12 protein-coding genes, 1 tRNA gene and 1 pseudogene are annotated in these 15,710 nt (G+C 62.5%); 4 read left to right on the plus strand and 10 right to left on the minus strand.

Going from position 1 to position 15,710, the window contains the following annotated elements; translation table 11 throughout:
- Positions 1 to 8: 8 nt before the first annotated feature.
- Positions 9 to 1,193: an efflux RND transporter periplasmic adaptor subunit gene (locus ABCW43_RS00895; protein ID WP_345921712.1), complete on the minus strand. Its 1,185-nt coding sequence runs from the start codon at positions 1,191 to 1,193 to the stop codon at positions 9 to 11.
- Positions 1,194 to 1,226: 33 nt separating this feature from the next.
- Positions 1,227 to 2,048, minus strand: a complete 822-nt coding sequence (locus ABCW43_RS00900; RefSeq protein ID WP_345921713.1) for an alpha/beta hydrolase fold domain-containing protein — start codon at positions 2,046 to 2,048, stop codon at positions 1,227 to 1,229.
- Positions 2,049 to 2,205: 157 nt separating this feature from the next.
- Between ABCW43_RS00900 and ABCW43_RS00905 the strand changes: the two genes are divergently transcribed.
- From ABCW43_RS00905 to ABCW43_RS00915, 3 genes and pseudogenes are all read left to right on the plus strand, one after another.
- Complete coding sequence (locus ABCW43_RS00905; RefSeq protein WP_345921714.1) at positions 2,206 to 3,141, plus strand: LysR family transcriptional regulator; 936 nt, start codon at positions 2,206 to 2,208, stop codon at positions 3,139 to 3,141.
- Between the two features lie 284 nt (positions 3,142 to 3,425).
- Positions 3,426 to 4,631 (plus strand): MFS transporter, encoded by a 1,206-nt coding sequence (locus tag ABCW43_RS00910; RefSeq protein ID WP_345921715.1) that lies wholly within the window; start codon positions 3,426 to 3,428, stop codon positions 4,629 to 4,631.
- A 112-nt stretch (positions 4,632 to 4,743) separates the two neighbouring features.
- Positions 4,744 to 5,684, plus strand: a pseudogene (locus tag ABCW43_RS00915) (acetamidase/formamidase family protein).
- Between the two features lie 9 nt (positions 5,685 to 5,693).
- Here the strand turns inward: ABCW43_RS00915 and ABCW43_RS00920 are convergent.
- The 8 genes from ABCW43_RS00920 to ABCW43_RS00955 all read right to left on the minus strand — a co-directional run bounded on the left by ABCW43_RS00920 (position 5,694) and on the right by ABCW43_RS00955 (position 13,514).
- Positions 5,694 to 6,470: a BA14K family protein gene (locus ABCW43_RS00920; protein WP_345921716.1), complete on the minus strand. Its 777-nt coding sequence runs from the start codon at positions 6,468 to 6,470 to the stop codon at positions 5,694 to 5,696.
- A 146-nt stretch (positions 6,471 to 6,616) separates the two neighbouring features.
- A tRNA-Lys gene (locus tag ABCW43_RS00925) sits at positions 6,617 to 6,692 on the minus strand.
- Between the two features lie 233 nt (positions 6,693 to 6,925).
- The gene (locus ABCW43_RS00930) at positions 6,926 to 7,855 is read right to left on the minus strand and encodes a PhzF family protein (RefSeq protein WP_345921717.1); all 930 of its coding nucleotides are present in this window, start codon (positions 7,853 to 7,855) and stop codon (positions 6,926 to 6,928) included.
- A gap of 63 nt (positions 7,856 to 7,918) precedes the next feature.
- Positions 7,919 to 8,653, minus strand: coding sequence for an NUDIX hydrolase (locus tag ABCW43_RS00935; RefSeq protein WP_345921718.1), 735 nt, complete (start codon positions 8,651 to 8,653; stop codon positions 7,919 to 7,921).
- Complete coding sequence (locus ABCW43_RS00940) at positions 8,650 to 9,759, minus strand: endonuclease/exonuclease/phosphatase family protein (RefSeq protein WP_345921719.1); 1,110 nt, start codon at positions 9,757 to 9,759, stop codon at positions 8,650 to 8,652. Before ABCW43_RS00940 ends, ABCW43_RS00935 begins: the two co-directional genes overlap by 4 nt.
- Positions 9,760 to 9,807: 48 nt before the next feature.
- Positions 9,808 to 10,836 (minus strand): ABC transporter ATP-binding protein, encoded by a 1,029-nt coding sequence (locus ABCW43_RS00945; protein WP_345921720.1) that lies wholly within the window; start codon positions 10,834 to 10,836, stop codon positions 9,808 to 9,810.
- Entirely contained in the window at positions 10,824 to 12,518 is a 1,695-nt protein-coding gene (locus tag ABCW43_RS00950) for an ABC transporter permease (RefSeq protein ID WP_345921721.1), read from the minus strand. The genes ABCW43_RS00945 and ABCW43_RS00950 overlap by 13 nt, the downstream gene beginning before the upstream one ends.
- A 12-nt stretch (positions 12,519 to 12,530) precedes the next feature.
- Entirely contained in the window at positions 12,531 to 13,514 is a 984-nt protein-coding gene (locus tag ABCW43_RS00955; RefSeq protein WP_345921722.1) for an ABC transporter substrate-binding protein, read from the minus strand.
- 244 nt (positions 13,515 to 13,758) lie between these two features.
- Here ABCW43_RS00955 and ABCW43_RS00960 point away from each other — a divergent pair, with 244 nt between their 5' ends.
- Entirely contained in the window at positions 13,759 to 15,660 is a 1,902-nt protein-coding gene (locus tag ABCW43_RS00960) for a CASTOR/POLLUX-related putative ion channel (protein WP_345921723.1), read from the plus strand.
- Positions 15,661 to 15,710 lie beyond the last annotated feature (50 nt).

The raw sequence follows: 15,710 nt of genomic DNA on the forward strand, positions 1-15,710 counted from the left end.
TCAGAGCATTACTTGTTGGCGACTTTCGCCTCTTCCTGAGGCTGGACAACCGCGCCCGGACGGATGCGCTGCAGGCCGTTGACGACGATCCGGTCGCCCGGATTGAGGCCCTTCTCGACGATCCGCATGCCGTCGACCGCCGTGCCCAGCTCCACCTGCCGGTACGCAACGGTATTGGCTGCATCGACCACGAAGACGAACTTCTTGTCCTGGTCGGTGCCGACGGCCTTTTCGCTGACCATCAGGTGATCCTGCGCCTTCGGCTGGCCCATGCGGACCCGCACGAACTGGCCCGGGATCAGCTTGCCGCCCGGATTGTCGAAGACGGCGCGCACACGGATCGTGCCGCTCGAGGCGTTCACTTCGTTGTCGATCAACTGCAGCTTGCCGCGGATCGGCGTGCCGTTGGTAGCGAGCGTGCTCACCTCGACCGGCACCTGTTCGATCGCCGGTACGCCATCGACGAGTGGAAGGTCGGCGAGCGTGCGGGACACCAGTTCTTCACCGGCATCGAAGCTCGCATAGATCGGATCGGAGGAAACCAGCGTCGTCAGCGGGGCGGAGGCGGAACCTGCCGCGACCAGATTGCCGACCGTTATTTCCAACCGGCCGGCCCGGCCGGCGATCGGTGCCCTGATCTCGGTATAGTCGAGATTGAGCTGCGCCGTCTTCAATGCCGCCTTGGCGGATTGGAGATTGGCCAACGCCTCGCTCTGGGCGCTCTGGCGCTGGGCAAGATCGCTCTGAGAGATGGTGTTCTTGGAGACGAGGTTCTTGCCGCGATCGAGTTCGGTATTGGCAAGTTCGACCCTCGCCTGCGCCGAAGCCACCTGGCCTTCGGCCTGAGCGACCGCCGCCTGGTAGGGCTCCGGATCGATGCTGACGAGCAGGTCGCCCTGCTTCACCAGTCCGCCTTCGCGGAAATGTACCGACTGGATGGTGCCGGTGACCCGCGGCCGGACCTGGACGCGGTCGACAGCTTCCAACCGGCCGGAAAATTCCTGCCAGGTGGAAACGTTGCGCGGCTCGACGGTGGCGACCGTCACGGGGACGGCCGGAGCCGCAGCAGCAGCCGTCGCAGGCGCAGCATGGGCACCCTGCGGCAGATCGAGATAGACCGAGGCGCCGGCAATCAGTGCGGCCGTGCTCAGTCCAGTGCCCCAAAGGGCCCAGCTTTTGATCTTCGATGTCATCTGTAGTCTCCTTACGGCCTTGGGAGTTAGCCGTTATTTACCTTCAAATATGCTATGCTTCGGACTTAATTCTTGGACGAAATCAGTGAATTCGGCGCAGAGCGTCTTCATCCACTCGCCGTCGCCTTCTCTATAAATACCCGTCCAGCCGCAGCTGGCCGGGAAAATTTTCCGCCTGACCGAAACGCCGGCCTCACTCAGACGAACTGCATAACCGAGCGTTTCATCGCGCAGCGGATCGTCCTCCGATGTCACGACGAGTGCCGGCGCGACACCCGAAAGCCGCGAACAGAGGCAGGGTGCCGCATAAGGATGCTGGAACCCGCAATGGGAACCGAGATAATGGCTCCAGCCTTCCGCCCAGCGTTCGCCCATGCCAATCGCGTCCGCCTTGCGGAAAGACTGCGTCGTCATCATCGGGTCGATCATCGGCGACAGCAGAATCTGGCCGCTCAGTTCACCCGGCATCAGGTCGCGCGCCTTCAGCGCCACGCCCGCCGCGACATTGCCGCCCGCTTCGTCACCTGCGACGAAAAGGAGGGACTTCGCGCTGCCGAACTGCTTGCGTCGGCCGGCCAGGCACTGAAGCGCCGCAAACGCGCATTCCATCGCTTGCGGAAACATGTTTTGCGAGACGCTGCTGTAATCAGCTTCGAGTACGACGGCCCCGGATTCGGCCAGTGCTTTTGCAACTGGACGTTCGTTTTCGCCGCGCTGCTCATTGAGAAACGCCCCGCCTCGCAGATAAAGAACCAGCGGCGGAGCCTTAGCCTTGGCAGCTCCTTCGTAGACACGCATCGGAACAGCCGGCAGGCCCGACTTGTCAAATGCGATGTTTTCCCACTGCGCGGTCATTGAAAAATCCTCGGACAAACCCCCAGTTAAAGCGGGGTACTTGCCGTCAATCTTGGACCTGATATTATTATTCGGGTGAAAACACACAAGCTCACGGCATTCGACAACACTATTCCATATTTCGGAACAATGTTGCGGCGCAGCAGGAATCAAGACAATGGATCAGCTTTCGGCAATGCGGGTGTTCGTCCGCGTCGTGGAGACCGGTAATTTCACCCGGGCTGCGGCGACCCTCAACATGCCCAAAACGACGGTGACCAATCTCGTGCAGAGCCTCGAGAGCCATCTGCGCACGACGCTGCTCAACCGGACGACCCGCAAGGTGATGGTGACGACCGACGGCGCGCTCTACTATGAGCGGGCGATGCAGATAATCTCCGAACTCGACGAACTCGATGGCAGCATGTCGAATTCGCAGAGTCAGCCTTCCGGACGGCTGCGGGTGGAAATGGCCGGCGCCTTTGCCGATTTGCTGGTGATTCCGAATTTGTGCGATTTCCATACCCGTTTTCCGCAGATCAGGCTCGATATCGGCGTCGGCGACCGGCTGGTCGACTATATCGCCGAAAACGTCGACTGCGCCTTACGCGCCGGCACCCTGACCGACCAGTCGCTGATTGCCCGCAAGGTCGGCGAGATCAGCATGTCAGCCTATGCGGCACCGCTCTACATCCGCAAATTCGGCGCACCTGAACGCCCGCAGGATCTGGAGGAAGACCATCTAGCGGTCGGTTACCTGAATGCCCAGTCCAGCCGGGTGAGGTCACTGGAATTCCATCGCGACGATGAAACCGTGGAAATCACCCCCCGTTACGTGGTCTCAGTCAACGATGCCCGGACCTATGTGAACGCGGCCATCTCCGGCATGGGTATCGCCCAATCACCCCGATTTATGGTCAGGGAGGCAGTGGAGAAGGGCGAACTTGTCGAAGTGCTCTCCGACTGGCACTGCGGATCCCTGCCCCTCTACATCGTCTATCCGCAGACGCGCCACCTTTCCAACAAGGTGCGGGTCTTTGTCGATTGGCTCGCCAAGCTGGTCCAGAACCTCAAGGTCGAGGAGAGCCGCGAGCAGATGCGCAAAGCAGGTTAGGCGCAACTTACGAATGAGGCGGCGACGACCCTCAGTCGTTGCCTCGCCGAAACGGCGCATTACCCTGAACGCGATCCAGCCTTCGTTGAAGCTGCCGGAAGGGCGGTCACGTCTTGCCGTCGACCACCTCCACCCTGATCGGCTTTCGGAGCACCTCGATAGACAAGAATTCCGCCAAGGCGGTGGCCAAAAAATCATGCCCTCCGCGCAGGAATTTATGCCTCGACACGTACGGGGATGATAGAGCCCTGGGGAGTTTGTTCGATGATTGGAATACCGACAGCATGACTCGTTGGGGACATGTCACAATCGCTGTTCTCGGTGGCATCGCCGCTGCCCTGCATGTGGGCAAGGTGCCGCCCGCCATCCCCCTGCTGCGTTCAGAACTCGGCATCGATCTCGTGGCCGCCGGCTGGCTGATGGGGCTCTCAAGTGCGCTCGGCGCCGCCTGCGGCATTCTGATCGGCCGCTTCACCGATTACCTGACCCATCGTCGCGCCATGATCCTCGGTCTTGCCCTGCTGATCGCCGGCAGCCTGACCGGGGCCCTCACCCATTCGGAAACCGTGATCTTCGCCAGCCGCGTGCTCGAGAGCGTCGGCCTCATCATGGTCTCGGTCGCCGCCCCCGGCCTGATCGCTGCTTCAGTCGAGCTGCGCGACACCGGCCTTGCCTTTGCGCTCTGGGGTATCTGGATGCCGGTCGGCGTCGCGGTGATGATGATGATCTCGCCCTTCCTGCTTCCGAGCTTCGGCTGGCAGGGCTCATGGATTTTCGCCGCCATGCTCAGCGTCATCCCGATGGTCGCGCTGCTGACGATGAGCGTGCCGAAACCGCAGGCTGCAGGACATCCGGCAACCTCGCTGCTGACGGCCGTCAGCCTCACTGCCTCCCGGCCGATGTCGTGGATACTGTCAGGTATTTTTGCCGCTTACAGCGCCAGCTTCATGTCAGTCTTCGGTTTCCTGCCGACGCTGCTGATCGAGGAAATGGGGATCGGCCTCACGGCTGCATCCATCATGACCGCCTTCGCAGTGCTGGCGAACGGCGTCGGCAACGTCGTCGGCGGCGTCTTCGCCCGTTGGGGCGCCCCGCGCTGGGTACTGATCGCCGGCCCCTGCGTGATGCTGACGCTCACCGCCTTCGTCGTCTTCGGCCACAGTTTTCCGCTTTGGACGCGCTACGGAGCCTCGGTGCTTTACGCCGTGTCGGGCGGTGTCCTACCAGCCACCATCATGGGCTCGCTGCCCGTCTATGCGCCGCGCCGCGACCTCGTCGGCACGTTCAGCGGCTTCGTCATGCAGGGCTCCAATATCGGCCAGGTCTTCGGACCGATGCTGCTCGCCTCGATCGTTGCAGCATCCGGCTGGCAGGGCGCCCCGTTCTACATCGCCGCCGCCACCGGCCTCGGCCTGGTACTGGCACTCTTCCTGCGCCAGACCGAACGCCGCATCGCGGCAACGAGGCCGGAAATCGCCAGAACTGCGTGAGAACGACCGATCCACCAGATCAGGCGTCGCGGGCAAGCCGGGCGAGATTTGCGGACTGGCGTGCAAAGTAAAATCGGCTAGTCTCTCGCCTGACCAAACAAGAGAGCCAGCCATGAAACATCACGTCGCCGCCTCTTCCAAAACCTGCGCCTGGGGTTATTTCGATGCTGACCGGGAGCCGGTGCTGACCATCGACAGCGGCGACACGGTGGTGATCGATTCTGTATCCGGCCCTGCGGAAGTTCTGCCCAAGGAAGGGTTCACCATTCTTCCCGAACATCTCGAAATTCACGAAAACTGCCGGCCGATCATGCAGGGACATATCCTGACCGGCCCGGTCGCCGTGCGCGGAGCCAAGCCCGGACAGGTCCTGGAGGTGACGATCCTCGATGTCGAGCTGCGCCAGGACTGGGGCTACAACGTCATCCGTCCGCTTGCCGGCACCCTCCCTTACGATTTCGAGACGCCGCGAATGATCACCATCCCGCTCGACAAGCAGAGGAATGTCGGCCACCTGCCCTGGGGCCTCGACCTGCCGCTTGCGCCCTTCTTCGGGGTCATGGGCGTCGCTCCGCCGCCGAACTGGGGCCGCATTGCCTCGATCATGCCGCGTTCGCACGCCGGCAATATCGACAACAGGAACTGGTGGCCGGCACCACGCTTTATCTGCCGATCTTCAACGAAGGCGCGCTGTTCTCCTGTGGCGATGGCCATGGCGCCCAGGGTGACGGCGAGGTCTGCATCACCGCCATCGAAACTGCACTGCGCGGTACCTTCCGGCTCACCGTTCGTGAGGATCTCGATTTCATCTATCCCCGCGCTGAAACGCCGACGCACTACATCACCATGGGTATGGATCCGGATCTCGACCAATGCGCCGTGATGGCACTGCGCGACATGATCGTGCTGCTCGGCGAAAAAGGTGGCCTGTCGCGGGAAGATGCCTACACGCTCTGCAGCCTCGCCGGGGACCTTCGCATCACCCAGACCGTCAACGGCTGCAAGGGCGTGCATATGATGATGTCAAAAGCCCTCGTCGACCGCGCGATCTGAAGCCGCCCGTCAGCCGAAAGGCGATTGGCATTGGCGGCGCGGGCCGCCGGCAAAAGGCTGATAGCTGTTGTCCTCGGCCTGGTAGGACCGGTAACGGGCAAAACACCATTCCTCATGGGATCCGGCCGGAACGTCGGCATCGATTGCCTGCGACTGTGCATAGCCCGCCGCTCCGTCGTCGGCTCGTTGATTGGCGCGGGCAGCCGGCGTCTCCGGAAGCGGCTGCAATTCGTCTTGTATCTGCGGGGCTTGCGGCTGGTCAGGCACCGGTGCGGCGGCAACAGTCCCGGTCGCGGCAGCGCCCGGCGCCCGGCATTGCCGACGGGGGCCGCCCCTGAAGGGCTGGTAGCTGTTGTCTTCGATGCGATAGGACCTGTATCGCGCGAAGCACCAGTCCGCCTGCGCGGGATCGACCATGGCTTTCCGCTCTTCCTGCGTCTGCGGCAAGGTGGCCTGCGGCTGCGGCACGGCGGCCGGCTGCTGCGGATTGATGGACCCGGTCACTGTATTGTCGACGGCTACCCCTGCGGCGGCCTGCTGGACAGCTGGCGTTTCCGGCGTATCGGCTGCAACCGAAGCCGGAGGCGTCGCAGTAGGCAGGCGCTTATAATCCCGGCCGGCGGTGTCCACGGCCTTCGGTTTTGAAGTCCACAGATCGGGCGTATCCATATTGGCGAACTTATGGGGTTCGGGTTTGGCGATCACGTTGGCGGTGATGATCACGCCGCTCAGGAACACCAGGACGAGCAGGACAAGGCTGCCCAAAAGCAAAAGGATTGGCTTCATGACCGCGCTCCCATTTCGTCTTGCGGACCAAATGCCGATCAGGCGCCGGAGTTCCCGTCGGGGAGAAAAAGAAACAGGGTTGGAGATCACGGATGGATACAGGGCGACATGCCGCCCCTCTTCGTCCAACTCTTCGAAAGAGGAGATGGTGGGTGATGTAGGGCTCGAACCTACGACCCGCTGATTAAGAGTCAGCTGCTCTACCAACTGAGCTAATCACCCAAGAACCGGCTGTGCGAGGCGTGCTCGCCAGCGGTGTGAGGGGCGTATAAAGGGGATCGTTCGGCTTGTCCAGCGGCTGGGCCAAAATTATTCGCCCGACCGGGCAAAAAATCCGTCGGGGCGGATTTTACGTCTGAAGAACCGTCGCCACAGCTCAACAAACTGCGGGAAAGCGAAAAACTTCAAGGTCTTAGTGCGTCACAATATCGCAACCTTCGACACGACAGCGAAATTCAAAGATAGAGCGTGCCTTCCGCGACCTTGATTGCCTGGCCGCCAATGCGCGCCCTGGCGATCTCTCCCTCCTTCACGTCGATATGCAGATGGATCAAGGACGGCCGCCCCATCTCCACCCCCTGCTCCACCAGCACCGGGTGATGGCCGTCCGGGAGTGCATCGAAATGCCGGATCGCGCCGGAGAGTGCGGCAACAGCAGCGCCCGTGGCCGGATCCTCGGAAATCCCCATGTCCGGCGAGAACATCCGGGCATGGAATTTCGCCTGATGGTTCACGCCGCTGCGGCAATAGACGTAAGCCGACGCAAGCGAACCCTCGACGAACGGCGCTGCCTTTTCCCACAAAGCCGTGTCGAATTCGAGATTCTGCACCGTCGCCAGATTGTGCAGCGGAATCATCAGGAACGGCACGCCGGCGCTCCAGATGGAGGCGGCATGATTCTCGAAGCCGATATCCGTGGATTTTACGCTCAACGCATCGGCGAGCCCCTGCCGGTCGAGCGGAAGCTCGATCTGCACCGGCTTTCTCGGCAGGTCGAATTCGGCAAATCCCGCCTCGCCGGCACGAAGCCGCACGGCGCAGCGCACAGGGCCGACATTTTCCTCCAGCACGCAGACGAGATCCATGTCCGGCTGCCCGCCCCCCTGCCCCGAGCCATGATTGAGTTCGGCGAGCGCCACCGCCGTTCCAACGGTTGGATGCCCTGCAAAAGGCAATTCCCGGCCCGGTGTGAAAATGCGCAGACGGGCTGCATAGGCTGTATTCGCGGAAGGCTGAACGAACACCGTCTCGGAGAGATTCATCTCCCTGGCGATCGCCTGCATTTCGTCGTCGGCAAGGTCGTCTCCGTCGAGAATCACCGCCAGCGGATTGCCGGCAAGTCGTCTGTCGGTGAAGACGTCATAGATGCTGTAGCGACGGGCCAACCACACCTCCCCTTATTTCGATGGCGCCAAACTGCCCGACCGGTCGGCTCAAAGCAACCCTGTTCAGCGCATCGGCTGGCCGAAAAACAGGTCGAGAATCGGGAACATCAACGGGCTGTAGGGATGGGCGCCGCGATCGGCAGAGCGGATCGCCACGGCTCCGGCAATCTCCTGTTCCTCGTCGTGCACCATATGCTCGGCAATGCGCGCCAGCATCTCCTGCGCCGTAAGGTCGAATCGATAGAAGCGGAAGCCGACGACCCGGTGCCCGCTATAGCTGGCGAAGAGCTGCCGGTCCGCCTTTGCCTCGGCGAGATCGAGGCCGGTTTCTTCCCGCACTTCGCGGTGCATGTTGGCCTCGAGATCCAGCTTGCCGTCGACGATGTCCTGGAGATCAAGCGAACCGGCGGCGCAATAGACCTGGCCAGGATTGGCGGTCCTTTCGCTCATCCGGACGGCTATGATCGCCCCATCGGACGAGACGGGCACGGCGAAGCCGAAGAGGTGAAAGGCGCCGGTCGGATCGGGCTGTCTCCGCCACCATAAAAGCGTCGAATAGGGGATGACATGCGCCTCGCCGATGATCACGCCGTCCCGAAACGAAAGCCTGTTCTGCAGCACCATCTGGCCGTTGAACAGATACGGATTGGCCGCCGCTTCGCGCACCCAGTTCTCCTCGATCTCGTCCCGATGCGCGAGATAGATGGGATGCGCTCCGGGAAGGACCGAAAGATCGAAAGCCTCGACCTCGAAGACGGTATTTTCGGCGGGCCAGCCGCTGATCGCCTGGATGGTCATCGAAGCTCCAGCGACATCACGACGGGGCAATGGTCCGATGCCTTCGGCCGGTCCCAGCCGATGCGCGGAAACCGTTCGACTTCCTGTCCCGGCGGAAAGACGGTGCGATAGGGTTGGCCGCCGCGAATGATTTCCGGCACGCTATCGGCGTTGTGCTCGGCGAGCGTCGGCGACAGCCAGATATAATCGAGCTGGCAAAGATGCTGCTCCTCCGGACCGCGCGCATGGTAAAGCGTCCAGCGATCCATCACATCCCGACGCGTCGTCGGGTTCACCACGAAGTCGTCGTCGGTGAAGACGTTCAGCGCACTCACCTCTTCGCGCCGCGGCTCGAACCGGTATCCCTCGCGGCGGGTGCCGATCACCTGCACCTTTTCCTGATAATCGTTCATGTCGCCGCAGATGGCGAAGTTCTTGTCCGCCGTTCGCCCCTCGCCGAAACGGCGCTCAACGATCTGGCGCACCGCTTTCGCCTCCGCCATGCGGATCGCCATCGTGCCGGTACGGCCATCCTGGCCGTCGCGGGCATTGCCCATGGATTTGAAGTGCACGACGAACAGCGAGAATGGCTTGCCCCCGATCGTCAGCTCCAGTTCGAGGCAGTCGCGCTTGAAGATCTTGTCATGCGCCTGGTTGCTGAGTGCCAGTTCGTCGTTGAAGAGGCCGAGGTCCTGATAAGTCAGCATGGCGTGGCTGCGCACGTCCTGCACCTCGATTTTCTCGCCGCTGCGGGTCTCCTCGCGCATCAGCACGGCGACGTCGATGCCGCGCGAATCATTGCCCTCGACCAGGAATTTCTGGCGGTAGCCGTTGCCGACCATGCGGTAGAGATAGCCGTATTCGAAGGCCTGCAGCGCCGGCATGCTGTCGACCTCCTGGAGGCACAGGATGTCGGCGTCCGCCTCCGCGATCGCCAGCGCCGAAAGCTGCCGCGTGTCGTCGGTCTCGGCGATCATCCGGGCCTGTTCGAGCTGCTGATAGACCGCCTTGTCCTGCACGTCGTAGAGCCGCAGCACGCGGTCCTGCCGGAGCTGATTGCGCCAGCCGGAGAAATCGAAGCGCGTCATCAGGTTTTCGATGTTGAAGGTGCCGAGACGCAGCGACATGGGAGGGATTCCTTTTCTCGCCAGTACCATAACCATGGGAACGCCTGGCTACAATCTCCAGGCCGCGCGGATCACGATCGACAGACGATCGCCGACCTTGACCGGCTGGCGGCTGAAAGCACGCAATGCCTGTCCGTCCGGCAGAGCGAGACGCAGCGCATAACGCTCGCCCTCGAACAGCACCGAGAGAACGGTGGCCACCTGTCCTTCCGCCGCAATTTCGACGTCCTGCGGACGGACGAGGATATCGGCACGCGCTTCCTGTGCTGGCCCGGCGAGGATGTCCTGCATGGCGGGCCAGTCGAAAAGCCGCCTGTCACCGAACGGTGATGGAAGCGAGAGGATCGCCCCCTGCCCGACGAGACCGCCGACCAGCCGGCCCTCCGGGCGCGCATAGATCTCCTCCGGCGTCGCCACCTGCAGCAGCTTACCCTCGGACATCACGGCAACGTCGGTCGCAAGCGCCATCGCTTCCGCCTGGTCATGGGTGACATAAATCATCGTCGCGCCAGACCGGGCGTGAAACTCCCGGAACGTCTCTTCCATCTCCTGGCGCAGGTGCCGGTCGAGATTGGCGAGCGGTTCGTCGAGCAGCACCACGTCCGGCTCGGTAACGAGGCAGCGGGCCAGCGCCACGCGCTGGCGCTGGCCGCCGGAGAGATCGGCGGGGCGGCGGTCCGCATAAGTTTCGAGGTGGACGGCGGCAAGCGCCTCCCTCACCTTGCGGTCCCGCTTCTCGCCCGAAATGCCACGCACCTTCAGGGGATAGCCGACATTTTCCGCGACACTCATATGGGGCCAGAGCGCATAGGACTGGAAAACCATCGCCATGTTGCGGTGTTCGGGGGCCACCATCTCGCTCGCATCCGCGAGCACCCGCTCGCCGAGCAGGATCGAACCGTCACTCGGCTGTTCGAAGCCGGCGATCATCCGGAGCACCGTCGTCTTGCCGCAGCCGGAAGGTCCGAGCAACGCCAGGAAACCGCCTTCGCGCACGGTGAGCGACACGTCGTTGACGGCCGCCCGGCCACCCAGATCGAATGTCTTGGAGAGACGGTTGAGGATCAGCTTCGCCACGGGACCACACCTTTCGGCAGACGTTTCGCCATCAACTCCAGCACCACCATCATCGCGATCACCATGATGACCACGAGGACGGAGAGCGCGGCGGCGATGTTGAAACTGCCGCTGTCATCGAGATTGTAGATCAGCACGCCGAGCGTCTGCGTGCCTGCCGACCAGAGGAGCGCCGAGACTGTCAGTTCGTTGCAGGCGATCAGGAATACGAGGATCACCGAGGCGCCCGCCGCCGGCGCCACCAGGGGCACGACGATATCGGCAAGCCGGCGCGCAAAACCCGCTCCGGAAAGCCGCGCCGCCTCCTCGAGCGAAGGATCGAGCTGGCGGAAGGCGCTGACCACGGGCTTGAGGCTGACGGCGAAGAAACTCGAGAAATAGGCGATCAGGATGATCCAGATCGTCCCGTAGATCGAGATGCTGATCACCGGAATGGGGGCGGCGAACAGCAGGATGAAGGCGACAGCCAGCACGATGCCCGGCAGCGCATAGGGGATTTCCGCGAGCGCCGAAATGAGGCCCACAAAGCGGCTCTTGCTGCGTACCAGGAAATAGCCGGTCAGCACCGTCACCACCAGGAGACCGAAGGCGGTGGCAAGCGACAGCGAGAGGGAATTGGTGAAAGCGATGCGGGTCGCCGCCTGGCGGAACAGGATTTCCTCATAGGCCTTGATAGTGACGGTCGCGGGGCTGAGCGGCACGCCGTAAGCCGGCGCCAGCGAACTTGCGACGAGCGCGATCAGCGGCATGGCGAGGATCAGGAAGATCGTCAGCCAGAGCAGGAGCTCGGCAAGCCAGCGCCACGCGCCGAGCCGAAAGACGGCGACCTGCCCCGACAGGCCGATGACGCGATAGTCGCGGCCGCGCAGTACCCGTGCCTCGACCATCAGGCCGATCACCGACAGGATCGCAATCAGGCCGGACAGGACCGAGATATCGGCGAACGTGCGGGGACCAAAAGCCGCGAATTTCGAATAGATCAGGGTCGGCAGTGTATAGATCCCGGCCGGGATGCCTAGGATCGCCGGAATGCCGAAATTGCCGACGCAGGAAACGAAGGCGATTGCCGCGCCCGCCGCGAGACCCGGCAGCGACAAAGGCAGAATGACATCTTTCAGCACCTGAAAGGAGGATGCGCCGGAAAGCCTCGCCGCCTCCACCGCATCGCGCGGCAGCGCCAGAAGCCCGGCCCGGAGCGACAGGTAGACGAGCGCAGCATTCTGCGCGCCGTAGAGCAGCGCGATGCCGCCGATCGAATAGAGCGGCTGCGGTGAACCGAGCGGCGGCGCCAGCCCGATCGCCTTCAGCAGCGCGCTCGAAGGCCCGGTCATGCCGATCCAGGCAAGTGCCGTCACCTGCGGCGGGATCATCGTCGGCAGCATGAACAGGAAACCGAGGAGAGCCTTGCCACGGATGTCAAACAGCGTCAGCAGCAACGCAAAGCCGCCCCCCAGGACGACGGCGGCGATCATGCCGAAGAACGAGGTGGACAACGTGTCATAGACCGATCGCCACAGGCCCGGATCGGACAGAAGTTCGCTCGCCCCACCCCGAAAGGCGGACATGATTCCGGTCGCGGCGAGCCGGCCGAGCGGCAGCACGCTCAGGCAGAAGATCACGGTTACGACAAAAGGAAACAGCCAGCGTGGCTGGCTGTTTCCCCGATTCTGAGGTCGCATCATGAGGCGCTTATATCAGCCTTTGATGCCGAAGATATCCGCGAAACCCTTGACGTCCTTCTCGGAGTTCTTGAGCGCCTCGGCGGGATTGATCGGCAGGACCTTGATCGTCTCGCGCGCCGGGAAGCCGGCCGGTACGGCCATGCCGTTGCGGGCCGGAATGTAACCGAGCTTCAGGAAGCCTTCCTGGCCCTTCTGGGAAAGCACGTAGTCGATGAACTTCCTGGCATTTTCCGCGTGTTTGGTGGAAGCAAGGATCGCTGCCGGCTCGGTGACGGCGGATACGCCTTCCTTCGGGAAGACGAACTCGACGGGCGCACCTTTCGCCTTTTCGCGGATCGGCAGGTAATCGACGACGAAGCCGTAGGCCTTCTCGCCGGAAGCGACGGACTTCAGGATCGCGCCGTTGCCGCCGGCTGCCATCGCGCCGTTTGCCTTGAGGTTCTTGTAATAGTCCCAGCCGAGGCCGGGGACGCCGGAGAGCGTCTGTGCGTGGATGAGGGCCGCACCCGAGGCGAGCGGGCTCGGCATGGTGACGAGGCCTTTGGCTTCCGGCTTGGCAAGGTCCGCCCAGCTGGTCGGCTTCATCGCCGCCTGGGTGTTGTAGACGATGCCGGTGGTGATTAGCTTGGTCGAATAATAGAAACCGTCGGCGTCGTAGAGTGCCTTGTCGTAATTGGCGGCTTCCGGCGACTTGTAGGCCATCAGCTGGCCTGCCTGCTTCATCCGTTCGAGCGTCACCGTGTCGGCGATCAGGAGAACGTCGGCGGCCGGATTGCCGGCCTGGATCTCGGCATTGAGCTTGGCCATGATCTGCGGTGTCCCGTCACGCACCCACTGCACGTCGAGCCCCGGATTGGCGGCCTTGAAACCGTCGACGGTCGCCTGCGCGTCCTCGTTCGGCTGGCTGGTATAGAGCACGAGATCGGCGGCCTCGGCGGTGCCGGCAATCATGCCGAAGGCCACGAGGGCTGTGAAAGCGGAGAGAAGGTTCTTCATCGGAGCGTCCCTGTTCGAACAAAAGCTGCGGACGATAAGCATTCCTGCTTGACAGCCATGTGACAGACTGGAGGGCAACGCCGATCTTCCGGCGTGTTTTACCAGCGGCCGCCGAAATACGAAGACTAAATTTACTGTTATCCGATCATTCCCTCACGGTGGCGCCGCCGACCCCTCGACTTCAATTGTTTCGCAACCTAATCCTGCCATCTCGTGCTCCAGGGTATATTTTCGGGGGCACAGAATGAAAAACCGGGACAACTGGGGCGCACGATTGCGCTATGGGTTCGACAAGAGCATGGCGGGCGGCGCGATCGCGCTGATCGGCTGGCTGGCGCTGATATCGCTGATCGTCATCGTGATCGCCGGCGCGATACTCGCCGTAACCGGCATCGCTCCGGAAGGCGCCGAGTCGCTCGGCTTCATCGAAGGCACGTGGGAATCGCTGATGCGCACCTTCGATGCCGGTACGATGGGCGCCGACCAGGGCTGGAGCTTCCGCATCATCATGCTGCTGGTCACGCTCGCCGGCATCTTCGTCTTCTCCGCGTTGATCGGCGTCATCTCGTCCGGCCTCGAGGAAAAGCTCGACGAGCTGCGCAAGGGCCGCTCGCGGGTGCTCGAAACCGAACACACGATCATCCTCAACTGGTCGCCTTCGATCTTCGATGTCATCTCGGAACTCGTCATCGCCAACCAGAGCCGCCGCAATCCGCGTATCGTCATCATGGCGAACAAGGACAAGGTGGAGATGGAAGACGAGATCGCCACCAAGGTGACTGACCGTAAGAATACCAAGATCATCTGCCGCAGCGGCGACCCGACCGATCTCTACGATCTCGGCATCGTCAACCCGCAGACCTCGCGGTCGATCATCGTCCTGTCACCGGAAGGTGAGGACGCGGATCCTCAGGTAATCAAGACGGTGCTTGCGCTGGTCAACGATCCCAACCGACGGCCGGAGAAATACATGATCGCTGCGGAAATCCGCAACGCAGACAATGCCGAAGTGGCAAGGATCGTCGGCGGCGGCGAAATGCAGCTGGTGCTCGCCGACGACCTGATTGCCCGCATCGTCGTCCATACCAGCCGGCAGGCGGGCCTGAGCGCGGTCTATTCCGAACTGCTCGATTTCGACGGCTGCGAGATCTACACGCTCGAACAGCCCGGCCTCGTCGGAAAATCCTTCGGCAATGCGGTGCTCGCCTACGAGAACAGCACGCTGATCGGCCTCTGCGACAAGGACGGCGCCATTCATCTCAACCCCAACCCCAACCAGGTGATCGTCGCCAGCGACCGCGCGGTCATCATCGCCGAAGACGATGGTGCGATCAAAACCTGGTCCGGCGACATGGGCATCGACAAGAACGCCATCAAGGCTATCGTCAAGCGAACCAAGACCGCGGAGCGTACGCTGATCCTCGGCTGGAACCGCCGCGGCCCGATCATTGCGTCCGAACTTGTGCGCTACGTGGCGCCCGGCTCGCGGCTGACGATCGCGGCCGACACGCCGGAATTCGAAGACGAAATCGCAGCACTTAAACTCGACAAGGCACGGCTCGCCGTCGATCATCGAGTGATCGACACCAGCAGCCGCTCGGCGCTCGACGCACTCGATATCCCGTCCTACGACCATGTCCTGGTTCTCGGCTACAGCGACAGCATGATGGCGCAATCGGCCGATACGCGCACGCTGATCACCCTTTTGCAGCTTCGCAAGATCGGCGAGACGGCCGGCAAGCATATCAGCGTGGTCAGCGAGATGATCGACGTGCGTAACCGCGAGCTTGCGGAAGTCACCCGCGCCGAGGATTTCGTCGTCAGCAACAAGCTGGTCAGCCTGATGCTCGCCCAGGCCTCCGAAAACGAATCGATGGCGGCTATCTTCGACGAGCTTCTGGATGAGGCCGGTTCCGAAATCTACATGCGGCCGATGGGCGACTATGTGGATATCTCGAAGCCGGTGAACTTCTTCACCGTGGCCCTCGCTGCCCTTCGCCGCGGCGAGATCGCCATCGGCCACCGCCGCCAGCGGCCGGGCGATGCCGATACCAGAAATCTCGGCGGCGTGGTCGTCAATCCGCCTCGCTCCGAGAAGACCACCTATGCCGAGGGCGACATGCTTATCGTGCTGGCTGCCGACTAGCCGGACAGCGGAAAGCCTATATACCAACAAAAAAGCCTGCCGTTCTGCGG

The organism is Neorhizobium tunisiense (assembly GCF_039631515.1).
Lineage (GTDB): Bacteria > Pseudomonadota > Alphaproteobacteria > Rhizobiales > Rhizobiaceae > Neorhizobium.